This is a genomic window from Arthrobacter sp. TJ-178 (assembly GCF_058269275.1).
This window is the reverse complement of sequence record NZ_JBZCNK010000003.1, coordinates 32,872-54,303: the sequence shown is the minus strand read 5'-3', so window position 1 is coordinate 54,303 and position 21,432 is coordinate 32,872. Positions and strand designations below refer to the sequence as shown.

Annotated in this window: 22 protein-coding genes; 13 read left to right on the top strand and 9 right to left on the bottom strand. The window is 65.0% G+C overall.

The genetic code is table 11. The features are described 5' to 3' along the window. Positions 1-46: 46 nt before the first annotated feature. Positions 47-916, top strand: coding sequence for an MBL fold metallo-hydrolase (locus tag AC4D2Q_RS09795; RefSeq protein ID WP_490946276.1), 870 nt, complete (start codon positions 47-49; stop codon positions 914-916). Between the two features lie 54 nt (positions 917-970). Here the strand turns inward: AC4D2Q_RS09795 and AC4D2Q_RS09790 are convergent, their stop codons facing one another. Continuing rightward, positions 971-2,479, bottom strand: a complete 1,509-nt coding sequence (locus AC4D2Q_RS09790) for a hypothetical protein (protein ID WP_490946275.1) — start codon at positions 2,477-2,479, stop codon at positions 971-973. Between the two features lie 18 nt (positions 2,480-2,497). Then, positions 2,498-3,160: a TetR/AcrR family transcriptional regulator C-terminal domain-containing protein gene (locus tag AC4D2Q_RS09785; protein ID WP_490946274.1), complete on the bottom strand. Its 663-nt coding sequence runs from the start codon at positions 3,158-3,160 to the stop codon at positions 2,498-2,500. A 100-nt stretch (positions 3,161-3,260) separates the two neighbouring features. Between AC4D2Q_RS09785 and AC4D2Q_RS09780 the strand changes: the two genes are divergently transcribed. Next, the gene (locus tag AC4D2Q_RS09780) at positions 3,261-4,034 is read left to right on the top strand and encodes a DUF4386 domain-containing protein (RefSeq protein WP_490946273.1); all 774 of its coding nucleotides are present in this window, start codon (positions 3,261-3,263) and stop codon (positions 4,032-4,034) included. 213 nt (positions 4,035-4,247) lie between these two features. Here the strand turns inward: AC4D2Q_RS09780 and AC4D2Q_RS09775 are convergent, their stop codons facing one another. After that, entirely contained in the window at positions 4,248-5,075 is an 828-nt protein-coding gene (locus AC4D2Q_RS09775) for a formate/nitrite transporter family protein (protein ID WP_490946272.1), read from the bottom strand. A gap of 10 nt (positions 5,076-5,085) precedes the next feature. Then, on the bottom strand, positions 5,086-5,538 hold the full coding sequence (cynS, locus tag AC4D2Q_RS09770) for a cyanase (RefSeq protein ID WP_490946271.1): 453 nt from the start codon (positions 5,536-5,538) through the stop codon (positions 5,086-5,088). Positions 5,539-5,759: 221 nt separating this feature from the next. On the opposite strand from cynS, the gene AC4D2Q_RS09765 reads away from it, so the two are divergent. From AC4D2Q_RS09765 to AC4D2Q_RS09735, 7 genes are all read left to right on the top strand, one after another. Further along, positions 5,760-6,539 (top strand): helix-turn-helix transcriptional regulator, encoded by a 780-nt coding sequence (locus AC4D2Q_RS09765; RefSeq protein WP_490946270.1) that lies wholly within the window; start codon positions 5,760-5,762, stop codon positions 6,537-6,539. Continuing rightward, positions 6,526-7,527 (top strand): acetamidase/formamidase family protein, encoded by a 1,002-nt coding sequence (locus AC4D2Q_RS09760; protein ID WP_490946269.1) that lies wholly within the window; start codon positions 6,526-6,528, stop codon positions 7,525-7,527. The genes AC4D2Q_RS09765 and AC4D2Q_RS09760 overlap by 14 nt, the downstream gene beginning before the upstream one ends. Before the next feature lie 27 nt (positions 7,528-7,554). Next, positions 7,555-8,316, top strand: a complete 762-nt coding sequence (locus AC4D2Q_RS09755) for an SDR family NAD(P)-dependent oxidoreductase (RefSeq protein ID WP_490925271.1) — start codon at positions 7,555-7,557, stop codon at positions 8,314-8,316. A 51-nt stretch (positions 8,317-8,367) separates the two neighbouring features. Then, positions 8,368-8,922, top strand: a complete 555-nt coding sequence (locus tag AC4D2Q_RS09750) for an SRPBCC family protein (RefSeq protein WP_490946268.1) — start codon at positions 8,368-8,370, stop codon at positions 8,920-8,922. Positions 8,923-8,930: 8 nt separating this feature from the next. Then, positions 8,931-9,560, top strand: a complete 630-nt coding sequence (locus AC4D2Q_RS09745) for a hypothetical protein (protein ID WP_490946267.1) — start codon at positions 8,931-8,933, stop codon at positions 9,558-9,560. Between the two features lie 4 nt (positions 9,561-9,564). Then, entirely contained in the window at positions 9,565-10,155 is a 591-nt protein-coding gene (locus AC4D2Q_RS09740) for an MOSC domain-containing protein (protein ID WP_490946266.1), read from the top strand. Positions 10,156-10,329: 174 nt separating this feature from the next. Next, a complete protein-coding gene (locus AC4D2Q_RS09735) occupies positions 10,330-11,370 on the top strand; it encodes an FAD-dependent monooxygenase (RefSeq protein WP_490946265.1) in 1,041 nt (346 codons plus the stop codon). Between the two features lie 230 nt (positions 11,371-11,600). On the opposite strand, the gene AC4D2Q_RS09730 is transcribed toward AC4D2Q_RS09735, so the two are convergent. Both AC4D2Q_RS09730 and AC4D2Q_RS09725 read right to left on the bottom strand, forming a co-directional pair. Continuing rightward, positions 11,601-12,230 (bottom strand): cysteine hydrolase family protein, encoded by a 630-nt coding sequence (locus tag AC4D2Q_RS09730; protein WP_490946264.1) that lies wholly within the window; start codon positions 12,228-12,230, stop codon positions 11,601-11,603. A gap of 51 nt (positions 12,231-12,281) precedes the next feature. Then, positions 12,282-13,370, bottom strand: a complete 1,089-nt coding sequence (locus AC4D2Q_RS09725; protein ID WP_490946263.1) for an LLM class flavin-dependent oxidoreductase — start codon at positions 13,368-13,370, stop codon at positions 12,282-12,284. 89 nt (positions 13,371-13,459) lie between these two features. Between AC4D2Q_RS09725 and AC4D2Q_RS09720 the strand changes: the two genes are divergently transcribed. Together AC4D2Q_RS09720 and AC4D2Q_RS09715 are read left to right on the top strand one after the other, a co-directional pair. Then, the gene (locus tag AC4D2Q_RS09720; protein WP_490946262.1) at positions 13,460-14,047 is read left to right on the top strand and encodes a CGNR zinc finger domain-containing protein; all 588 of its coding nucleotides are present in this window, start codon (positions 13,460-13,462) and stop codon (positions 14,045-14,047) included. Further along, complete coding sequence (locus AC4D2Q_RS09715) at positions 14,016-14,495, top strand: hypothetical protein (RefSeq protein ID WP_490946261.1); 480 nt, start codon at positions 14,016-14,018, stop codon at positions 14,493-14,495. Before AC4D2Q_RS09720 ends, AC4D2Q_RS09715 begins: the two co-directional genes overlap by 32 nt. A gap of 16 nt (positions 14,496-14,511) precedes the next feature. Here the strand turns inward: AC4D2Q_RS09715 and AC4D2Q_RS09710 are convergent, their stop codons facing one another. Next, positions 14,512-15,702, bottom strand: a complete 1,191-nt coding sequence (locus AC4D2Q_RS09710) for a DUF8173 domain-containing protein (RefSeq protein WP_490946260.1) — start codon at positions 15,700-15,702, stop codon at positions 14,512-14,514. A gap of 294 nt (positions 15,703-15,996) precedes the next feature. Here AC4D2Q_RS09710 and AC4D2Q_RS09705 point away from each other — a divergent pair, with 294 nt between their 5' ends. Together AC4D2Q_RS09705 and AC4D2Q_RS09700 are read left to right on the top strand one after the other, a co-directional pair. Next, a complete protein-coding gene (locus AC4D2Q_RS09705) occupies positions 15,997-16,614 on the top strand; it encodes a hypothetical protein (RefSeq protein ID WP_490946259.1) in 618 nt (205 codons plus the stop codon). Positions 16,615-16,706: 92 nt separating this feature from the next. Beyond that, complete coding sequence (locus tag AC4D2Q_RS09700) at positions 16,707-17,432, top strand: NADPH-dependent F420 reductase (RefSeq protein ID WP_490946258.1); 726 nt, start codon at positions 16,707-16,709, stop codon at positions 17,430-17,432. On the opposite strand, the gene AC4D2Q_RS09695 is transcribed toward AC4D2Q_RS09700, so the two are convergent. After that, entirely contained in the window at positions 17,429-18,448 is a 1,020-nt protein-coding gene (locus AC4D2Q_RS09695; protein ID WP_490946257.1) for a zinc-dependent alcohol dehydrogenase family protein, read from the bottom strand. The genes AC4D2Q_RS09700 and AC4D2Q_RS09695 overlap by 4 nt on opposite strands. Positions 18,449-18,604: 156 nt before the next feature. Further along, positions 18,605-21,118, bottom strand: coding sequence for an excinuclease ABC subunit UvrA (locus AC4D2Q_RS09690; RefSeq protein ID WP_490946256.1), 2,514 nt, complete (start codon positions 21,116-21,118; stop codon positions 18,605-18,607). Positions 21,119-21,432: the final 314 nt, after the last annotated feature.

The window sequence follows — 21,432 nt, the reverse complement described above, 5'->3', positions numbered from 1 at the left end:
GCTGGACACTCTAGGGGCGCATTGTGTCCCATAACGAGGAGTGCTGATGTCGATGGAAATCCTGCATGCCACCGGGCCAGTGGTGAAACCTTTGCCTACGCAGTGGATCCATGGTTCGGAGTCCTCCAAACAGAATGTTGACCCGAATGTGCAGGTCTACTGGTATGACGCTGACACTGTTGTTCTTCGGCAGAACAAGGCAATCAATTATGAGGCCCCCTTTTTGTTCCTCCTCTTCGGTAGCGAGCGTGTGATGCTGCTCGACACCGGCGCCACCGTGTCTCAACAGCACTTCCCGCTGCGTACAGTCGTCGACGGCCTCATCGATTCGTGGATGAGCCGCCATCCCGACGTCGATCGCCGCTACGAACTGTTGATCCTGCATACACACTCACACGGCGACCACACAGCCGGTGACGCCCAGTTCTTCGACCGCGCCCATACGACCCTCGTACCGGCGGACAAGCTATCAGCGTGGCATTTTCTCGGGTTATCCGACACCTCGGGCAAAACACAGCTGGACCTTGGCGGGCGGACCCTCGACATTCTTGCCACGCCTGGTCATGACGCTGCCGCTGTCACGTTCTACGATCCGTGGACCGGGATCCTTTTTACAGGTGACACGGTGTACCGGGGCCGGCTGTATATCAGTGACTGGTTGGCCTTTTCCCGGAGCATTGATCTCCTCATTGAATTCTGCCGCTCGCACCCGGTGACCTACGTCCTTGGGTGTCACATTGAGATGACCAGCACCCCCGGCGTGGATTACCCCATACGCACGACCTACCAACCCGATGAGCCTCCTCTCGAAATGACAGTCGAACACCTCCACATGGTGCGCTCTGCCCTGGACGCTGCAGGTCCGGAGCCAGTGCGGGCGGTCTGTGACGATTTCATTCTCTGGCCCACGAAGTAATGCGTGCGGGGCGGGGCGGTCATGGCTGGCGGCCAGGTTCCGGATCCGGGAGAGCTAGTCGGCGTCACGCCGCCAGCGAGAAGATTGCTGAGCGAGTCGGGATGCAACCTTTCCCGATGCCGCTTTGGCCTTGCCCATGGTCTCAGCCCGCAGACGTTTGGCGGCGTCAGCACCTTCCGCACTGAGCCGCTTGGCCGCGTCCACGCCGTAGGCCCCCGCCACCACAACTCGATCTTTGACGTCTACAGCGGCCTCAACCCAAAGCCTGGCCTCCAACGCCTCCCGTCCGGTGTCGATGCCAAGCAGTTCCTGAAAATCAGCAATGCCGGCGGCTGCTACGTTGCTGGATTTCACGACGGAACGAGACGCGGCGGGGTTCAACAGGACCTTCGAGTTGGCCGTACCGGCAGCGGCATCCAGGCGGACCATCAGCCGTCCCGTGGTCCGCGCTATATGTTCCGTCCGGTGCCTTCGAGCGGTCTTTAGACCGAGACGGTGCTGGTCAAGGTCCTCCGGCGCCGCCTCAAGAACACGGTCCAGTTCAAGAATGTTGAGGGCATCCTGGAGCTGGAAGCAGCGGGCCAGGACAGCGAGCCACTCGCGCACTTTCGCCTCGGCTTCCTTTGTTGCCTTGGCGAGGTCCCCGACCGCTGTTTTGCCCTCAAGCTTCTCCGCCAGAGCTTCAAGCTGGCGCAGTGCGTACGCCTGCGTCCGGCCAATCGTGCCTGATGTCGCCTGCACCTTGGACCATGTCACCTCGGATACCTTGCCCACTTCCCCACGGACGGTCAGCGCCTCCTCGATGACAAAGTCCACCCCCAGCATGTCCGCAAGCACTGCGTCTTTTTGGGCTCGGAGAATGTCGTCGACCTTCTCGTCGATCGCAGCGAGATAGTCGGTGATTTCATCCATGGTCTGCTGCATTGCTACCTGTGCCATGATTCCCGCTGCTCCGGCCAACAGTGCGGGGTTGGCCAGCTTGGATGCGTTCCCGCTGCTGAACTGGACGATTGCTTTGATGCCGCCGCCCTGGCCCTTTGCCTGGACGACCCCCATGCTGAGACCCGTTTTAGAGTTCTTCATCAGGCCATATTTCTTTATGGCCTGTGCAGATTCCTCCGTCAGCTGCACCCAGCGCCCGGAGTTGGCGGCTAGCTGGGAACTTGCCTCGACCGCGCCAGCGGCCTTATTGAGGGAGGAGCCGAGCCGGTGCAAGCCAAGGTCCTTCGATTTCAGCCTCTCAGACGACAGGAAACGCTCGACGGCGTTTGGGTCACCGATGACCGCAAGACCATCGCCGTCATTGATCAGCTGGATCTCGTCATCCATCGTTTTGCTCCTGTGTCGAAAAGAAAGTACTGAATCGCTAACCGCTGGATCATTCTCTCCTAAACAAGGATTAGGAATCACCCAAGTCGACTGGCGTGCCCCGATAGCGCTGCGGACCTTGCCGGGGTCCATACCGAATGTCTTAATCCCCTTCATTTTCTTGCTGACCGGCATGCTGAACCCAAAAGTGATGCCGAGTGCCGTGATAAGGGTCATCGCCAGTCCGCCGACCATCCCGAAGTCCCGGCAAACCTAAGCGCTGCGCCAGGAACCCCTCAGAGTCTCAACGCCGTCCAAGAGGACATCGAGCCCGACGGTGAATTCGGTGTCGAAGTCATAGCCATCCTTTGCCAGCTCGGCCACCACTTCGAGCAGGTACGGATAGCGGGCCGCTGTCTCCGCGGATTCGGCATCGTGTGTTGCTGCGGCTGCCTCGGCCGATTCCTCCGGACTCTCGAAGGAGAGCGTTTTCTGCTGCAGGGCGAAGCCGTACACATAGGCATCCAGCATGCTCATGACGTGGACGGTGGTGCGGAACGAAAACCCGCTCTGGCGCAGGCATCCCAGCAGCGCGTTGTGCTGCCGCAGGCTCTCCGGGCCCGGGCGGCCTGCTGCCTCCATGAGGCCCACTGCCCAGCGGTGCCGGACCAGTGCGGCCCGGAGAGAGGCGGCCCGATCACGCACTCCCTGCTTCCAGCCGCGCCCGGCGTCCGGCTCCGTGACCTCTCTCCAGACGAGATCCACCATTCCCTCGAGCAGTTCCTGCTTATTGGCCACGTGCTTGTACAGCGCCATGGGGACCACACCGAGCTCCTGGGAGAGGGTGCGCATGGTGAAACCCTCGATCCCCACCTGGTCGGCCAGTTCGACGCCGGCGCGGAGCACGGTTTCCCGGTTCAGGCGCGGTCGGGACACGGACGGCTCCTGCCGGTCCTTGGGTACCTGTACCAACGAGGCCCACCTTCCTGGGAATTGATGCTTGACAGAGTGTACGTCATACACCTAAGTTCATCCCATGCGGTGTACTTCGTACACCTTTGGCGATGGGAACACCGTGCAAGCCTCCACCCGAACCACCCGGACCGCCGGGGTTCTTTTCCTTCTGACCTTCGTCTCGGCCATCACCGGGGCCGCACTCTACGCACCGCTGCTCACCGACCCGGACTACATGACCGGTCCCGGCGCGGACACCCGCATCCTTCTCGGTGCGGTCTGCGAACTGGTACTGATCATCACGAACATCGGCACCGCCGTCGTACTCTTTCCCGTGCTGCGCAAGCACAGCGAGACGGCGGCGGTTGGCTACTTCGCAGCCCGGATTGTGGAGTGCACGTTCATTGCCGTCGGCATTCTGAGCATCCTCGCTGTGGTGACGCTGCGGCAGACCGCCGGCGACGACGCCGCAGAGTACCTGCCCGTTGCCCGGGCCCTGGTGGCGGTGCACGGCTGGACGTTCCTGCTGGGCCCGGGCTTTGTGGTCGGCATCGGCAACGGATTGCTGCTCGGATTCCTGATGTACCGCTCGCACCTGGTGCCGCGGCCGATGGCGCTGTTCGGCCTGATTGGCGGCCCCCTAATGTCACTGTCCGGCATTGCCGTGCTCTTCGGGGCCTATGGACAGAGCTCGGTTCCCTCGGCCCTGGCCACGCTGCCGGAGATCATCTGGGAGGCCTCGCTGGGGATCTACCTGACGGTCGTCGGCTTCCGCCGGCCGCGCGATGCCGAAACAAGCGAAGCCAGCCTCGAACAACCTCACGTCTTGGGGAAGCTTGCGAACGAGCACTCCTAAGGTGGTTGGACGGACGCCTTCGGTCACCCTGTTTGAACTGGCGGACGGCGACATCCACACCTGACGATCGGGCCCTAGCAACACCTATTCGGGCTCGACCTCGCTACACGGACTACCCGGAGCTGGCTCCCGTTTCCTAATCGAAACGAACGACGACGGCAGGCCTCCCGCATCATGCGGGAGGCCTGCCGAATATCCAGGCGGGAGCAGCCCCTACGCCTTGATCTTTACCGCCATCTCCCGCGCCGGAGCGGTCCGGGCGTGGGTGCCGTAGATCATCAAACCGACGAACGTCAGCCCGCCCACCAGGTTGCCCAGCACGGTGGGTATCTCGTTCCAGACCAGATAATCCACCAGCGTGAACTCCCCGCCCAGCATCAGGCCGATGGGAAACAGGAACATGTTGACCACCGAGTGCTCAAAGCCCATGTAGAAGAAGAGCATGATCGGCATCCACATGGCGATGACCTTGCCGGCCAGACCGTCTGACATCATTGCGCCGACAACACCGGTGGACACCATCCAGTTGCACAGCACGCCGCGGACAAAAAGCGTGAGCATGCCGGCGGCACCGTGCTCCGCGTAGCCCACGGTGCGTCCTTCACCGATCTGCCCGATCGCCTTCCCCACCTCACTCACCTCGGAAGAGAAGCCGTAGGTCCAGACGATCGCCATCAGCACGGCGGTGGTCAGGGCACCGGCGAAGTTGCCGAGGAACACCAGTCCCCAGTTCCGCAGCATCGACTTCACGGTGACGCCCGGGCGCTTGTCCAGCCAGGCGAGCGGGACCAGCGTGAAAACCCCGGTCAGCAGGTCGAAGCCGAGCAGGTACAGCATGCAGAAGCCGACGGGAAACAGGACCGCACCGAGCAGCGGCGAGCCGGTCTGGGTGCTGATCGTGACGGCAAACGCCGCTGCGAGCGCCAGAATGGCACCCGCCATGAAGCTGCGGATCAGGGTATCGCGCGTGGACAGCGCAACTTTCGCCTGGCCGGCGTCGATCATGCGGACCGCGAACTCTTTGGGAATCACATAACTCATCGCCGGCCCCTTACCACTGGTACTTCAGGAACTTGCCGTCGATAACCACGCGCACCCGGTCACCTTCGGGATCTTCGCGCCGGTCCAGCTCCACATTGCAGTTGATCGCGCTCATGATTCCATCTCCGAATTCCTCATGAATGGCCTCCTTCAACGCCGGCCCGTAGACACCCAGCAGCTCGTAGAACCGGTAAATTGTGGGATCGGACTTCAACTCCTCCCCCATGGTTCGGTACGGCTGTTCCTGCAGTGCAAGAACGGTTTCCTCATCCAGATCCAGGAGGCTTCCAGCCTTTTCAGCCAGTTCTGCAGGCATGGGATGGGAGCCAAGGAGGGCCGCGATGGTCCACAGCAACGGGCGGTCAAGCTGCGCGGCCACGCCCGCCCAGGAGGAATCCGAGCGGGCGACGGCGGTGCGCACCTTGAGCGTGGCCCGCTCGCGGTTGGTGTTCCAATTCGTCATTTGTGTCTCCTCGTAAGTGGTCTGCAGGCACTTGCCGTTTCCCCAAAGTAAGTGCGCCTGAAAGGCCGCCCACAGGCTTTAAGCGCAGGCCATCATGCGAAGTGCGCAACCACCTCACTCTTTTACCTCCGCAAAACAACAGGGAAATCAATTCCACGCCCGGGGTCCTTACGGTGGCGTTATCAGAGGTTCTGAGCGGCTGACGCAGGAGTGAACACGATATGGATCTGCTGGCGCAAGTTGTCCGGGAAGCACCCTTACCGCTCTGGGTCATCGATCAGCAGGGACTCGTAGCACTGGCCAACAAGGCGGCTATGGGTTTCCTGGGGTACCGGGGCGAGGACGAGGTGGTGGGCGGCCCAAGCCACGAACTGCTGCACCGCCTCCGCCCGGATGGCTCCCCCTACCCGGAGCATGAGTGCCCGATTGTCCGCTCCCCCGGAGCGGACACCGCCTCGGAATGGTTCGTTACCCGGGCGGGAGACACTCGTCCGGTGCGCTGGTCAACGCGCAGCATCGGCTCTGGCCACGGCATACTCCTCAGCTTCACTGCGCAGTCCCGGGAAGAAGCACAGATCGTGCGGGAGCTGCGCCGGCGCGGTTCCGGTCCCCGCTTACCGGCCGTCCAGGCACGCGCCGAACTGCGCGAGTCCATGTACCGCACCATCGGATCCCGGTTTCCGGATCCGGAACTCACGACGGCGGAGCTTGCGGCATCGGCGCATCTATCGGTCCGATCGGTGCAGGCAGTCTTTGCCGAGGCAGGGATGTCGCCGGCCGCCGAAATCCGCCGCGTCCGTCTGAATCATGCGAAGTCGCTGCTGGAACAGGGCCATGCGGTGCAGAGCGCCTGCTTTGCTTCGGGGTTTCTGGATCCCGGTACTTTCGCTCGTGCCTTCCGGCAGCGTTTCGGTCTGGCCCCCAGCCAGGTGCAGGTGCCATGCCGCGTATATCCAGAACCGGAAACCTCCGATAGCATCCGGACCCATGGAAATCCTTGAGTACCGCCCGCGCCCGGACCAGCTGGTGTACACCTTCGGCGGGGCCGAGCCTGTAATGACAGTTCGACCGGGAACCGCCTTGAAGCTCTGGTCGGAGGACGCGTTCAACAACGCGCTGACCACGGTCGAGGACCTGTCCAGCGAGAAGGTCGACCTCAACTTCGTAAACCCGCAGACCGGACCCTTCTACGTCGACGGCGCCGAACCCGGCGACACACTCGCCCTGCACATCGTGGAGCTGACCCCGGCGCGAAACTACGGCGCCTCCGCCACCATCCCCTTCTTTGGTGGGCTCACCAGCACAGACCGGACCGCCTTCCTGCAGGATCCGTTGCCCGACACCACCTGGATCTACCACGTGGACTCGCTCCGTCAGACTGTCGGGTTCCAGGCCCGGTTTGGGGACTTTGAGGTCGCCCTGCCGCTGGAACCCATGCTGGGAACGGTCGGGGTGGCCCCTCCCGGCGGGGAGGTCCGCTCCTCTCTGGTCCCCGAACGCTTCGGCGGAAACATGGACGCCCCGGAGGTGAAGGCCGGAACCACTGTGTACCTCGGCGTGAACCAGCCGGGTGCGTTGTTCTCCATCGGAGACGGGCACTACCGCCAGGGCGAAGGCGAAGCCTGCGGCACCGCCGTCGAAGGGGCCATGCATTCCACGATCCTGGTGGAGCTGATCAAAGGCGGCGCCCCCGCCTGGCCACGGCTTGAGACCGATGCCGAATGGATGGCCGTCGGCTCCTCCCGGCCTATGGAGGATTCCTGGCGCATCGGCCAGCTCGAGATGGTCCGCTGGTTCGGTGAGCTTTTCGGCCTGCACCAGATGGATGCCTACCAGCTGCTCACCCAGACAGCGCAGGCACCGATCGCCAATGCCGTGGACGCCAATTACTCCGTGGTGGTCAAAGCACGCAAAGCCCTGTTCCCGCAGGCCGCAGCCTACGGCGGGCTGCACGCCGACCTGCGCCGGCGCAGCGAAGAACTCCTCTAAACCCCGACAACCCGCCCCGGAGGAACCATGGATCTGCAGTTGAACGGCAAGACGGCACTGGTCACCGGTGGAACCCGCGGAATCGGGCGGGCCATCGTGGAAGGGTTCGCCGCGGAGGGGGCCAACGTTGCGTTCTGCGCCCGGGACGCGGCCGAAATCACCGCCACCGAAACGGCGCTGGCCGGCAGCGGGATCAAGGTGGAAGGCACCGTCCTGGATGTGGGCGACGGCGACGCCGTGGCTGCCTGGGTGGATGCCGTCGCCGGACGCTTCGGCGGGCTGGACGCGGTGGTCAGCAACGTCAGCGCCCTGGCCATAGACGACAGCGCCGAATCGTGGGAGGCCTGCCTGCGGGTGGACCTGATGGGCACCGTGCGCCTGATGCAGACGGCGATCCCGCATGTTGGGCGCAGCGAGTCGCCGTCGCTGGTGGCAATTTCCAGCGTCTCCGGCCGGGAGGTGGATTTCGCCTCCGGTCCATACGGCACGGTCAAGTCCGCGCTGATCGCGTATATGGCCGGGCTGGCCTTCCAGCTGGCCGGGACCGGCATCCGCGCGAACACGGTGTCGCCGGGCAATACCTATCACGACGGCGGCGTCTGGCAGAGCATGGAACAGAACAGCCCGGAAATGTTCGCCTCGTCCCTGGCGCTGAACCCCACCGGCCGGATGGGCAGCGCGCAGGAGGTGGCCGACGTCGTTCTGTTCGTCTCCAGTCCGCGCGCCTCCCGAATGACCGGAGCGAACGTCCTGGCGGACGGTGCCCTCTCCCGGGGAATCCAGTTCTAGGAGCGTTTGAATGCGCCGGGCTGCTGCAGAACGGCCTGCCATACTCTGACCATGACCGTTTACTTCGAGTGCACCACCCGGACGAGCCTGCCAATGCCGGAGCTGTTCGACCGGGCCCGGAGTATCGACGCGCACAAGGATTCGATGGCGCGGTCCCGGGAGGAGGCGGTCGGCGGCGTGACGTCGGGCCTCATCTCAAAAGGTGGGGAAGTCACCTGGCGGGCCTGGCATTTCGGGGTTCCGCTGCGGATGACGAGCCGGGTCACCGAGATGGAGCCGCCTGAGTATTTCATCGACGAGCAGGTCAAGGGCCCGTTCCGGTGCTTCCGGCACGTTCACGAGTTCAGTTCGGATGCCGCGGGCAGCACGATGGTTGACCGCATCGAGTTCGAGGCGCCGTTCGGCGTCGTCGGGCATCTGGTCGAGAAACTGGTGCTGGCCCGCTACCTAAAGAACCTTATTGAGGAGCGGAATCAGTATCTGGCTGGGGATTCCGCTCCGTTAGTTAGCACCCCAGCGGCTCCCGGCCGTAGTCACGTCATCGCCAGCACGAGGAGACGACCCTCGAGAGCGAATACGGAGACACCGTTCCGAAACATGGAATGATCCATCAAATGACATCTAGCTGGAATCCCGGACCTGAACCTCTCGCACAAAAGTTCGAGGCTGCATGGAGCGTATTCGCAGCATCCTGCGGCCACCTTTGGGCTAACGAAGCGAGCTATCAGGCGTGGTTTGCGCATTACTTGATCGGACAGTTCGGCATCGACCGAGTCGGCAGAGAAGTCATCATCAACGAAAAGTACTTTGTACACTCGCCGGGGACGGGCGAAGTACGGCCTGACGCGGTCGTGGCACGGGAGCCCGGAATCATGATCCCGCACTATGCCAATGGTGAGGCCCGTGCCTCGGATCAATCGGGCATCGGAATCCTCAAGCATCTCGCGGTGATCTCCGAACTCAAGGTGGGAGCCAGCACCGCAAGCGGCCTCCAGCGCCGGTCGATCCTTGCTGATGTGGTGAAGCTGGGCCGCCTTCTGGAAGAACACAGTCTCAGCTCACCGGATTCCCCTATGCCGCTGGCCTATGTCTGCGTGCTGGATAACCACCACCGGCAGTCGTTCGACCTTGAATCGTTGGCGGCAGAGGTACATGAAGGCGCCTACCACCCCGGCGTTCAGCTCATTACAGCCACCGCCGACCAAAAGCCGGTTGCGCCTGCTGGGCGCGCCCTGGTCTGGTAATAACATGACACCCATCTCTGCGGGAATCCTGTCCGAGAGCAGCGCTTCGACAACAGAATCCAAAGTCCTCTCGGTCAGCCGCAGCAGCAAGCACCACTTCAGCAAGGACCGGGTGGAATCGGTTCTGCTGGTGGAAGGACTCGGTGTCGACGGAGACGCGCATTCCGGCACCACCGTGCAGCATGTCTTCAGGAAGCGGGCCCACCCCACGGAGCCCAACCTGCGGCAGGTGCACCTGATCCATGTGGAACTGTTCGAGGAACTGGCTCAGGACGGCTTCGAACTGCACCCCGGCGACCTTGGGGAAAACATCACCACCCGCGGCATCGATCTCCTGAACCTGCCCGAGGGAACACTCCTGCGCATAGGTCCCGACGCCGTCGTTCAGGTAACCGGCCTGCGGAGTCCCTGTAGGCAGATCGACCGCTTCCAGACCGGGCTGCTCAAAACGGTGCTGCCCCACGACAGCAACGGAAAGGTCGTGCGCAAGACGGGAGTCATGGGCATCGTGCTGACCGGCGGGCTGGTGGGCATCGACGATGAGATCCGCGTTGAGGTTCCCTCCGGGCCGCACCGCCGGCTTAGGTGTGTCTGAACAGCTAGTCACCGTCACCGGGGGCTAACCTGACGGTCGCGGGCTTCCACCGGCCACGGAACACCGGAGCGGATTTGCAGGCCGACGCCGACGGCAGGCCGCGCAACTTCCGGTATAAGTGGAATTGCCGCAAGCAGGGGCCGACCCGAAACCGACCATTGAAGAGGAGACGCCATGCGCGGTTCAGCATTGATTGTCGGAGCGGGTATCGCAGGAACCGCGGTTGCGCGGGGGCTGCTCCGCGCGGGATGGTCGGTCCAGGTACTCGAACGCAGCACAAACCTCCCCGGAAGCGGAACGGCACTGGCCGTGTGGCCCGAGGCGATGCGAGCCCTCGACGCGTTGAGCGCCGGGGACGCAGTCCGCAGCGGTTCGGTGGAAGAGCACGGCGCACGGATACTGAAACCCGACGGCAGCCAGATCGCAGCCATGGGCGGCAGCCGAACCGCGCGCCTGGTTCCACGCACCGTCCTGCTCGAGGCGCTGGCCGGGGACTTTCCGGCCGGGATTATCCAATGGGGTTCGCCGGTCGCCGGGCTCGCAACCCTGCCCTCTGCCGATGTTGTCGTGGCCGCCGACGGAATCTTCAGCCGCCTGCGCACCGCCTGCAACGGAATATCGCCCCGGGCGCTTGGAACAGTGGCCTTTCGCGGCGTTGTCCCCGGCCCGGCCGGCGGAGTCAGCGAGACGTGGGGGCCCGGCCGCCTCTTCGGCATTACGCCCCTGGATGCCGGCAGCACTAACTGGTTTGCCTGCCTCCGCTCCACCGACCTTCCCGCGCTGGGCTCCCCGGAGGCTATCGGGGCCCAAGGTGCAGACCTGTTGCGCAGCCTCTACCGCGGGTGGCATCAGGACGTCTCCCGGGTCCTTGGAAAACTGGATGGAAGCCCGATCGATTACCGGGAACTGTTCGACGTCCCGCCGCTCCCGTCCTACACTTCCGGGAACTTGGCACTGCTGGGCGATGCCGCGCACGGCATGGCACCGAACCTTGGCCGCGGCGCCTGCGAGGCTCTACTGGACGCGGTTGCCCTGATAAATGCACTCAGTTCGGCTCCCGACGTGACCGCTGGCCTGCAGCGCTACGACGCCGGCCGGCGTCGGCGGGGAAACCTCATGGTCCGGGCGGCACGCTTGCTGAACCGCGTCGCCACGGCAGAACATTTCACCGGAGCCCGAAACCTCGTAATGTCCGCTGGGGCACGGTTCGCCTAGCCCCGCACGGACTGTCCGCAGACTCCCTGCATGAGCCGCAAACACCACGGGGTCCCGCCTGGGCCATGGCCACGATACTCTCGGCGAGGTCAACGGTCACCGTCGGCACCGACAGCGCCGCGGGGTACACGGACTACCCGCCACTAGCTCTGGTTCCCTAGCCGAGCCGAACGACGACAGCTCCCCCACAAACCGTGGAGGAGCCGTCGTCGTCATGCGGGCAATGATCCCTAAACGCCGCGCCCCTGCGCAGCGGAGGTGACGAGGTCGCTCTTGGCCAGCGGCTCCCCCGTCCGCAGCGCCGCGGTCCACGTCTCGGCGTCGGCGACCGCAGCCCAGTTGGAGTGCAGCAGTGCCATGAGCGTTTCATGGACCTGGCGTGCCGGTGCGGTGCCTGCCTCATTGGCCAGATCGATGGCACCGGTCGCGTCGGAGAGGACCTCGACGGCGAAGCCGAGGGGCTCGGCGGCCGCAGCGGAAGCGATCACACAGTTGTTGGTCATGTAGCCAGCCAGGGTAATGGTGTCGATCCCCTGATCCCGCAGCCAGGATTCGAGATCCGTCCCGGCAAAGATGCTGGAGAACTGCTTGCTGATGCGCTTTGCGGCGTCCCCTTCATGGATGGCCACACCTGGGTGGTTCTGCCAGGTCGGCGAGCCGGAAGCAAACACGGGGGCTTCCGCCGGCAGCTCGTGTTGCACGAGCACCACAGGCACCCCGGCCTCGCGTGCCTCCTTAATAGCGGACTGGATGACTGCGACTGAATCATCCCGGTTCGGATACTGGATCGAAAGCAGTCCGTCGTCGAAGTACTCCTGCTGGGCGTCAATGACAATCAGGGCGCGGCGTGGTGTGGTCATGGGGATCTCCTGTGCGGTTGGGCGGGAATGGCTGACATTTGAGCAGGTGTACTAACTGGCTGCCGGCAGCGTATCGGAGCGGGGCAGCGAATAGTGGTCGGCGAGGAGGTTGATGCCTTCTTCGTCGAGTTCTGTCGAGTGGCCGCCGACGACGAGCATCACTTCATCGACGCCGGTGCGCTTCCAAAGGGCTTCCAGGCGGTCGGCCACGGCAGCGGCATTCCCGTGGAAACTGCGGTTGGTGTAGGAGTCGAGGATCTGCCGCTCCTGCAGCGTGGCCTCATAGGCCTCAACCTCGTCCGGGGGCAGGAGCAGGTAGCCTTCCCGCTTGAACATCCGCAGCATCGCCATCGCCGACGTTGCCGCCTGCCGTTTTGCCTCCGCCGCATCGTCGCTGATCGCCACGGGCACGCTCACCAGGGTCTGCGGCTCAGCCAGTACGCCGGAGGGCCGGAAGCTGTCCCGGTACAGCTGCAGAGCGGTGTCGATGTCGGCGTCGCCGAACTGCAGGGCGAAGGCGTACGGCCGGCCGAGTTGCCCGGCCAGCCGGGCCGAATAGGGAGAGGAACCCAGGATCCACATTTCCGGAAGGGCCGGGGAGGGTGCCACCCGGTTTTCCCTGGCCTGCCAGGGCCCGGGTACCGCATGGACGTGCCGGTAGGGGTGGTCGGACGGGAATTCGTCGCGAAGGAATCCCTCCAGTTCCAGCACCTGCTGCGGAAAGCTGTCATTGGCATCTGCACCCCGCCGCAAGGCCGCGGCCGTGGCGCCGTCCGTTCCGGGCGCGCGCCCCACGCCCAGATCGATCCGGCCGGGGGCGAGGGCCTCCAGCATCCCGAACTGCTCGGCAATCAGCAGCGGGGAATGGTTGGGCAGCATGACTCCGCCGGCGCCGAGGCGGATCGCCGCAGTCTCGGCGATGAGCCGGGCAACCATCAGCTGCGGCGACGACACGGAGGTTGCTCCCATCGCGTGATGTTCGGACATCCAGAACCGGTGATAGCCCCGGCGGTCCGCGGTGCGGGCGAGCGAGATAACCGCTGCAAGGCCTTCCTCAGCGGTCATCCCCACTCCCGTGCCGCCTGCGGACAGGACAGACAACGTAAACGGCGCCGTGCCGGAAGATCGACCGTGGTGCATACCAACTCCTCATGGAAACGTGCAGTTTTAAGCGTGATAAGACCCTAACAGGCGTCTCACGGTTAAAGGAAACTGATACCATGATAAACATGTCTGAATCTATACCCGCAGCCGCACCGGGAGCCGAGGAGCATCCCAGTCTGGCGCTGATCAACAGCGCCGGCCTGCAGCCCGGAGGCAAGAGCTATGACGAGCTGGCTACCCCTGAAGCGGCGGTCGCCTGGCTGAAGGCTCACGGACTCATTGCGCCCGACGCCGTGCTGTACGAACACTGCCGGGGCCGGCTGGCAGCGCTGCGCGCAGACCTGCTGGATCTCTTTACTGCCTTCACTGCGGGTGAGGCTCCCCCGGCGGCGGCCGTGGACGCCGTGAACCGCGCGCTCACTTCCGCCCCGGGCACATTGCTGCTGCGGTTTGATCCCGCGGCAGGATTTCTCCGTTCCGCTGACCACCCCGTGACCCAAGTTGTTGAGCACGTCATGGCGGTCATCGCCGACGATGCCGCATCACTGCTCAGCGGCGAGCAGGCGGCCCAGCTCGCGCCCTGCGAAGCGGATTCGTGTGACAGGTTCTTCCTCCGCACGCACGCACGGCGGCAATGGTGCTCGACCCGCTGCGGCGACCGGGTCCGCGCTGCACGGGCCTATGCACGCAAACGCACCCTACAAGGCGCCTGACTCCGTTTCGCGGCCGTCAACCGGCTCCTCCTCAATCGCCCAGGTGCTCTTTGCCGGCTCACGCATGAACATGCCCGGGATTACCCGGCTGGTTGAGGAGTACCCGCCGGACGTGACAGCACGGGAGGCCGTCATGGGCGCCCTTGCTCAGGTGGGCGACTATCTTCTCGCCGACCCGGCCGCCCAAGCCCTTCGCCAGAATCTCATTGACGGCAGTCCCGAGCTCCAGGAACGCGAGCGGACAAAGCTGGCCGACGTGGCCGCCGCCCTGGCGGCAGGCCTCGTCCTGCGCGGCATCCCACCGGCAGATGCCCACAGCATCGGGGTCTTCTCCGCCGGAATCTTCCACTCCGCGTACGTGCGAACCCTCAGGAGCCACCCTGCAGGCCCATTCTCCGACCAGCTTCGCGTTTCGACAGCAGTCATTGCCCGCTTTCTGGCGGAATGAACCAGCTGCAGCAGCTTCAGTAAGAATCGGACGCTGAGGGCTGGTCGCCGCCGTCGCCCCTTCGCTGGGCCCCGCCGTCGCCCCTTCGTTGCTCCACGCCGGAGACGCCGGGAGCGGGCGGTCCACGGCGCCAGGGACGACGGTCGTAGATTGCCAGCAGCTGCGCACCAAGCCCAAGGAACACCATGGCCAGCCAGACGACGATGTTCAGCCACGGAATATGCAGGGCGACAATGAGGATCAGACCCCCGACGAGTGCCTTGATCACTGGATGCTGATTGCCGCGGAAAATGAGCCTGCCAATGAAATAGGCGCCGAAGACGAAGGTCGCGAGTGTCAGCGTTGTCCACACCAAAAGGACTGACAGCGCCAGGGGTGCCCCGATGACCGTGGCCAGAAGGAGCAGCACCACAAGCGGAACGGCGATTGACGCCACGAAACCGACCAGCAGCGCCTGCCATGGCCGAGGCAGAAGCCGGTCGGTCACCCGGTGCAGCAAACGGGGAAAGAGCCAGCCCGCGAGCACCGTGATAACACTCAGCGCAACCAGCGCGTACAGCAACCCGAGCAGCCATCCCACGAACTTCTCGCCCGCCGAGGGCTCTTGCTCGGGCTCAGGGGCGATTCTCTCCACGGTGCCGGCGACCGCATCCGCGGAGATGTTTGCCTCCTCGTCGGAGTTGTAGGTGAGGTTGCCTCCGACCGTCCCGCCGATGGTGAGGTTTCCAACGCCAACTTCGACGTCACGGCCGACCGCACCGTTGATTGCGATGTCACCCGCGGCCCCCACCAGGTCGTCCCCGAATGACCCGAGATCGGTGACGGTGAGGGTCGCCGCGAAGATCGTTCCACTGCGCGCAACGTCACCGCTTATGGTCACGTCCTGCCCGGCGAGCCGCACATTTCCGTCGACGTTGCCGGTGATGGTGATCGTCTGGCCTGCCGCGATCACGTCCCCCGTGACATTTCCGCTGATGGTGACACTCTGCCCGGAGGCGTACACGTCGCCGGAAACGTCATCCTGGACGTCGATGTTCAGTCCGCTGTAGAACTGCGGGCCAGAGCCGTCGTTCACCACGGCAAAGCGCGCGGAGTGCGGGCTTGATACCGGAGACGAGGCGAAGGCACCTGACCCCGTCGCCAGAACCAGAATGCAGGCGGCGAGAACTGCGGAGAATGCCCGCCGGGCAGGAGAAGGAAGTCTCATCGGAATGCCTTTCCGGGGTACGGTGTTCGCCTGTTCTTCCTCGTCAGAGGGCTGGTGCAGCGGCATCCTGCGGCTGGACTGCCATGCGTGTCCGGAGCCCCGGGTCCCAGGGGCCAATGTATTCAGGGCCACTGTTTTCAGTGTCCAGCAGGCGTCCGCCGCGCAATAGAGGCGACGGCCCCGGATGGGCGGCACTGAGGATGATTTATGGAGTCAGCAGTATTCGGTCGCCGTCGCGCACCCGTGCATCTGGTAAGGGGTGCAGCTGGGCCCGGTGCGGCTAGTCTCGACTGCATGGACACGGCCGAACCTCATACGAAAACGGGCATCAAACGTGTCGAGGTCGTGGGACTGGGCACGGCGGTGGTGTCCGCCCTGGCCATCTGGGGCGTCTCCACCGTTCTGGGGACACCCTCCGAAGATGCAGCCGGCCGACACGTGCTGCTTCACTTCTTCGGTTTGTCACGGGACAACATCTGCGGCTGGATTTTTCTGATCAGCCTGCTGGGCGGAAGCGTCGGCCTGCTGCTGCTGGCGTACGGCTTAATCGGGCGCATTCCAAAAACCTGGATCCGGATTACTGCAGGATGGACCACCTTTGCCGCAGCGATCGTGGCGTCTCCCTTTGTGGCCCTAACCGCATTCTTTGTCTTCCTGTTTGCTGCGGGAATCGGCGACCAGACAAGGTTCGAAGCCCCGAACGGGCAGTCGATCGTGGTGACGCAGGACGGTTTCGACGGGGACAGCGTGGACATCTACACCGAGCACGGAAGGTTCCACTACGTCTGGAACCGGCAGGCCACAGAGCTCAGCGGGTTCCCCCGCGTCAAAAACCGCAACTGCCACCTGACTGCAGCCGAAGGAAAACTGCTGCTGAACTGTGGAACAGAAACTGTCACCGTGACACCTTGACCATGTGACCCCTTGACCACCAGGGTCAGGGCTGACCGGCGTGGTGAAGCAGTCCCGGGAATGCCGGCGGCAGGCGCCGGGTTGCAGCAAGCATGACCACGCATTTGCCCAGCGCCCCGCCCGACTCCCCCGGCCAGGGAATTCCCTCCCCATCTGACCGCCTGCATGTCGCCGTGGTGGGCGCGGGACGGGTGGGCACCGCCGTCGCCCGCTCACTGCTCGACGCCGGCCACCGGGTTTCGCTTTCCGCCTCCGGGGACCCCGCGCAGCTGGCGCTGATGGCCGAAATCGTTACCCCCGGCGCCGAGCCGAAGTGGACCAGTGACGCCGTGGCAGATGCGGATCTGGTGATCCTCGCGGTGCCCCTGCACCGGCTGCGGAATGTGGATCCCGCCCTGTTGGAGGGCCGCGTCGTGGTGGACGCGATGAACTACTGGCCGCCCGTGGACGGCGAGATTCCGGCTTTCGCTGCGGGGACACGCGGTTCGTCCGTGGTGGTGCAGGAGATGTTCCCGGGCGCCACGGTGGTCAAGAGCTTCAACCACACCGGGTACTCCAGCCTGGAACCGGACCGCCGTCCCGCCGGTCATCCGGATCGTCTCGGCCTGGCAGTTGCCGGGGACCAACCGGAGGCCATCGCACTGGTCTCCGCCGTGGTGGATCAGATCGGCTATGACCCGGTTCCCGTCGCTTCCCTCAGCGAGACCTCGTTCCTGCAGCCCGGCGGACCTGCGTTCGGAGCCCGGCTTACCGCAGCGCAGCTGGCGGCACTGTCGGTCGCACCCGCACCCGCGCCCGTGGCCGCACCCGTGATTTAGGGGGTCAGCAGCACTTTGACGGCGCGGCGCTCATCCATGGCCTTGTAGCCCTCCGCGGCGTCGGCCAGCGGAAGCGTGAGGTCGAAAACCCGGCCCGGGTCGATCGTCCGGTCCCAGATCCGCTGAATGAGGTCGGGCAAAAAGCGACGCACGGGAGCGGGTCCGCCGAGCATATGGATCTCGGCGAAGAATAACTCCAGCCCGGGAAGAGCGACGTCATGGGAGACGCCCACAAAGCCCATGTGGCCGCCCGGCCGGGTGGAGTGCACAGCCTGCATCATGGACTCCTGCGTTCCCACAGCCTCCACTACCGAATGGGCGCCGAGCCCGTTGGTCAGGTCCTTGAGTGCGGCCACTCCCGCGTCACCGCGTTCGGCGATGATATCGGTGGCTCCGAATTCACGGGCCAGCTGCTGGCGTTCGGGGTGCCGGCTAAAGGCGATAATCCGCTCGGCACCGAGCTGCCTGGCGGCCAGGACGGCCAGCACGCCGACGGCGCCGTCCCCCACCACGGCCACGGTTTTGCCGGGGCCGGCCTCGGCAGCCACGGCACCGAACCAGCCGGTGCCCAGGACATCAGAGGCCGCCATCAGCGAGGGCAGCAGGTCCGCCGGCGGGGATTCCGGCGTGGCCACCAAGGTGCCGTCGGCCAGCGGAATCCGGGCGAACTGCGCCTGGGTTCCCATCATGCCCATCGGCACGGCATTGACGCATCGGCTCTGGTAGCCGGCGCGGCAGATTTCGCAGGTGTTGTCGGAGGCCCAGAAGGAGCCGACGACGAAGTCCCCGGCCTTGATAGTGTGCACCTCGGGGCCAATCTCCTCCACCCAGCCAATGTATTCGTGTCCCATGGGTGCGTTGTGGGCGTCCTCCACACCCCGGTACGGCCACAGGTCCGATCCGCAGATGCAGGTTGCTGCGAGCCGGATGACGGCGTCGGTCGGTTCTTCAATGACTGGATCGGCACGGTCCTCCACCCGCACATCCCCGGGGGCATGCAGTATTACGCCACGCATGGTGTCTCCTTCTGCGGTCGGGTTCTCTCCCTTCCAAGGACAGCACCCGCGCAGACGCATGGGTAGGTTCGGGACCCCTGGCTTCCCATTGCTCACGCGGAACAGGCATCGACGCGTTCAGCGGCGGTACCTGCGCATCAGCGGTTACGGCAGGTCCTACAGGTTCCCGGTGTTCGGCGGACGGAGATAGCGGCCGGTGATGCTGTCGGGGCTGCGTGCAATGTCGGCGGGGGTGCCGGTGGCGATTATCCGGCCGCCGTCAGTACCGCCCCCGGGGCCGAAGTCGATCAGGTAGTCCGCGTTCGTGATCAGGTCCAGGTCGTGGTCGACGGCGATCACGGTGCCGCCCCGGTCGATGAGTCCCTGGAGCACCTTCAGCAGGACCTGCACGTCCAGGGGATGCAGGCCGATGGAGGGCTCGTCGAGCACGAACACCGTTCCGCATTGGTCCCGGTCCAGGTCGGAAGCCAGCTTCAGCCGCTGGGCTTCACCGCCGGACAACGCCGTAGTGGCCTCGCCAAGCGTGAGGTAGCCCAGCCCCAGCTGGGCGAGCATCCGCAGGCGGGAGGAAACCTTCTTCAGGTCCGCGGTGGCCTCCGCGGCGCGCTCCACGGTGAGGGCAAGCAGTTCGGGCAGGGTCAGCCCCGCATCCTCCGCCCCGGCCCCGGCACCTGCCCCGCCCCCGGTTCGAGCACGACGGCGGATCGCATCCGCTGCGGGCGCGTACCTGCTGCCGCTGCAGCCGGGGCAGATGATGTCGACGTCCGGCAGGAACTGCACATCCAGCGAAATCTGCCCCGTTCCGTCACAGGTGGGGCAGCGCAGGGAGCCGGTGTTGTAGGAGAAATCCCCCGCCTTCAGCCCGCGTTTTTGTGCCTCGGGGGACGCGGCGTAAGCGCGGCGGAGATCGTCGAAGGCGCCGCTGTACGTGGCGACCGTGGAGCGCACATTCGCGCCCACCGGGGACGCATCCACCACGCTCACCCGGTCCACCCCGTCCGCGGACAGCGCCGCGACGTGGCCGGGCAGCGGGGAACCGGTGACCCCTGCCGCCAGCGCCGGGACCAGGCTCTCCAGGACCATCGTGGTTTTCCCCGATCCGGAGACACCGGTAACCACCGTCAGCCGGCCCCGCGGAAACTCCACTTCCAGGGCCTGAACGGTGTGCAGGGGCCGGGTGGCGAGCCGGATGCTGCCGTGGTCAAACTCGCTGCCGGGTTCGGGCGGAGTGCGGACCAGGATCTTCTGCGCACCGGTGATGAATCCGGCGATCCGCGAGCCGGGAACCCGCAGCGCGGCCTCCAGCGGCGCGGAGGCAACGATCTTCCCGCCCTGCGCCCCGGAGCCCGGACCGATTTCGATCAGCCAGTCCGCTGCCCGGAGCAGCTGGACGTCGTGATCCACCATGACCACGGAGTTGTTGTCCGCCAGCAGGGCGTGCACCACGGACAGCAGCCCGTCGATGTTTGCCGGATGCATTCCGATGGACGGTTCATCGAGCACATAAAGCACCCCGGTGGTGCGGCTGCGCACGGCCCGGGAGAGCTGCACCCGCTGGCGTTCGCCGGTGGAAAGGGTGGACGAGGCCCGGTCAAGGGTGAGGTAGCCCAGCCCGAGCCGGATCAGCTGCCGCGCGGCGTCGAGCATCTGGGACACGATGCTCTCGGCCATCGCCGTCAGCGACGGCGGCATCGTCGTCGGGACGCCCTGCGCCCAGGTGGTGACCTCGGCCAGGCTCTTCGCCGTTGCCTGCGCCAGATTAATGCCGCCCAGGAGGGAGGAGCGGGCACGTTCGCTCAGGCGCGTGCCGCGGCAGTCGGGGCAGACCTGCACGCTCAGGAACCGGTCGATGCGGCGCAGCCCCTTCTCGGTTCCGGCTTTGCGCAGCGCCTCCTCGACGGCGTCCCTGGCATTGCGGTACGTCATGTTCAATTCGAACAGCTTGCCGTTTTTCGCCGGATACAGGATCCGCCGCTTCTCCGGCGGGCCGTGAAAAACGATCTCCCGCTCCCGCCCGTCGAGATCACGGAACGGAACGTTGGTGCGCACACCCATTTCTCCGGCTGCCTGCGAATTTCCCGCCAGTCCGAACAGTGACCAGGGCACCACTGCGCCGTCGTCGATGCTCAGCGACTCGTCCGGGACGAGGGTGGACTCGTCAACCTCGCGGACGACGCCGGTGCCGCCGCATCGGGGACAGGCCCCTTCGCTGTTGAACGCGAAAGACTCCGCACTCGGCGGCGGGAACACCGCTCCGCAGACCGGACAGGTGAGATCCACATCAAGGGCGACGTCTATTGTCGGCTCCAGGTGGTGTCCGTTGGGACATTGATGGCTGCCCAGACGGGAGAACATCAGCCGCAGGCTGTTGAGCAGTTCCGTGGAAGTGCCGAAAGTGCTGCGTACGCCCGGTACCGGCGGCCGCTGCCGCAGGGCAAGCGCGGCGGGAACGTGCTCCACGCTGTCCACCAGGGGCCGTGCCGCCTGGGTCAGCCGGCGCCGGGTGTAGGCGGAGAGAGCCTCAAGGTACCGCCGTGACCCTTCCGCGTACAGCACTCCGAGGGCCAGGGACGATTTGCCGGACCCGGACACCCCCGCCACGGCCACCAGCTGCCCGAGCGGCACCGAAACATCCGCGTTCTTGAGGTTGTGCACTCTTGCCCCGCGCACTTGGATGGTTCCCGGCACACTCTGGCGTCCGGCGGCCGGTTTTCCTGCCGGCTTTCCCGCCGGCGTCGGGTCGTGTGGTCCTTTCAGGGCGCTCATCATGGGCCGCCTTCCGGGGTCGGTGGAGCTTCGGTCACATCACGACGACGCGCATGAGGTCTGCATCACGGGTCCCTTTCGGTTGCGGCTCCCCGGGACGGTGCCGGAGAGCGGCGCAGGAGTTCCGGGGGTCGTTCCATGGTTTCGCCCCGTGAGGCAGTCGTCCAGAGCCGGTGGAACATCCTGCAATACCCTGACGATCACGGAACCGATGTCCC

Excerpts from the sequence above, each read along its gene's own strand:
- AC4D2Q_RS09745 (WP_490946267.1), top strand. The coding sequence starts at position 8,931 with ATGACATCTAGCTGGAATCCCGGACCTGAACCTCTCGCACAAAAGTTC.
- AC4D2Q_RS09715 (WP_490946261.1), top strand. The coding sequence starts at position 14,016 with ATGCACGCAAACGCACCCTACAAGGCGCCTGACTCCGTTTCGCGGCCG.
- AC4D2Q_RS09755 (WP_490925271.1), top strand. The coding sequence starts at position 7,555 with ATGGATCTGCAGTTGAACGGCAAGACGGCACTGGTCACCGGTGGAACC.
- AC4D2Q_RS09720 (WP_490946262.1), top strand. The coding sequence starts at position 13,460 with ATGTCTGAATCTATACCCGCAGCCGCACCGGGAGCCGAGGAGCATCCC.
- AC4D2Q_RS09735 (WP_490946265.1), top strand. The coding sequence starts at position 10,330 with ATGCGCGGTTCAGCATTGATTGTCGGAGCGGGTATCGCAGGAACCGCG.
- AC4D2Q_RS09725 (WP_490946263.1), bottom strand. The coding sequence starts at position 13,370 with ATGCACCACGGTCGATCTTCCGGCACGGCGCCGTTTACGTTGTCTGTC.
- cynS (WP_490946271.1), bottom strand. The coding sequence starts at position 5,538 with ATGACGAATTGGAACACCAACCGCGAGCGGGCCACGCTCAAGGTGCGC.
- AC4D2Q_RS09700 (WP_490946258.1), top strand. The coding sequence starts at position 16,707 with ATGACCACGCATTTGCCCAGCGCCCCGCCCGACTCCCCCGGCCAGGGA.
- AC4D2Q_RS09760 (WP_490946269.1), top strand. The coding sequence starts at position 6,526 with ATGGAAATCCTTGAGTACCGCCCGCGCCCGGACCAGCTGGTGTACACC.
- AC4D2Q_RS09795 (WP_490946276.1), top strand. The coding sequence starts at position 47 with ATGTCGATGGAAATCCTGCATGCCACCGGGCCAGTGGTGAAACCTTTG.
- AC4D2Q_RS09750 (WP_490946268.1), top strand. The coding sequence starts at position 8,368 with ATGACCGTTTACTTCGAGTGCACCACCCGGACGAGCCTGCCAATGCCG.
- AC4D2Q_RS09765 (WP_490946270.1), top strand. The coding sequence starts at position 5,760 with ATGGATCTGCTGGCGCAAGTTGTCCGGGAAGCACCCTTACCGCTCTGG.
- AC4D2Q_RS09775 (WP_490946272.1), bottom strand. The coding sequence starts at position 5,075 with ATGAGTTATGTGATTCCCAAAGAGTTCGCGGTCCGCATGATCGACGCC.
- AC4D2Q_RS09705 (WP_490946259.1), top strand. The coding sequence starts at position 15,997 with ATGGACACGGCCGAACCTCATACGAAAACGGGCATCAAACGTGTCGAG.
- AC4D2Q_RS09695 (WP_490946257.1), bottom strand. The coding sequence starts at position 18,448 with ATGCGTGGCGTAATACTGCATGCCCCCGGGGATGTGCGGGTGGAGGAC.
- AC4D2Q_RS09780 (WP_490946273.1), top strand. The coding sequence starts at position 3,261 with ATGCGGTGTACTTCGTACACCTTTGGCGATGGGAACACCGTGCAAGCC.
- AC4D2Q_RS09790 (WP_490946275.1), bottom strand. The coding sequence starts at position 2,479 with ATGGTCGGCGGACTGGCGATGACCCTTATCACGGCACTCGGCATCACT.
- AC4D2Q_RS09710 (WP_490946260.1), bottom strand. The coding sequence starts at position 15,702 with ATGAGACTTCCTTCTCCTGCCCGGCGGGCATTCTCCGCAGTTCTCGCC.
- AC4D2Q_RS09740 (WP_490946266.1), top strand. The coding sequence starts at position 9,565 with ATGACACCCATCTCTGCGGGAATCCTGTCCGAGAGCAGCGCTTCGACA.
- AC4D2Q_RS09730 (WP_490946264.1), bottom strand. The coding sequence starts at position 12,230 with ATGACCACACCACGCCGCGCCCTGATTGTCATTGACGCCCAGCAGGAG.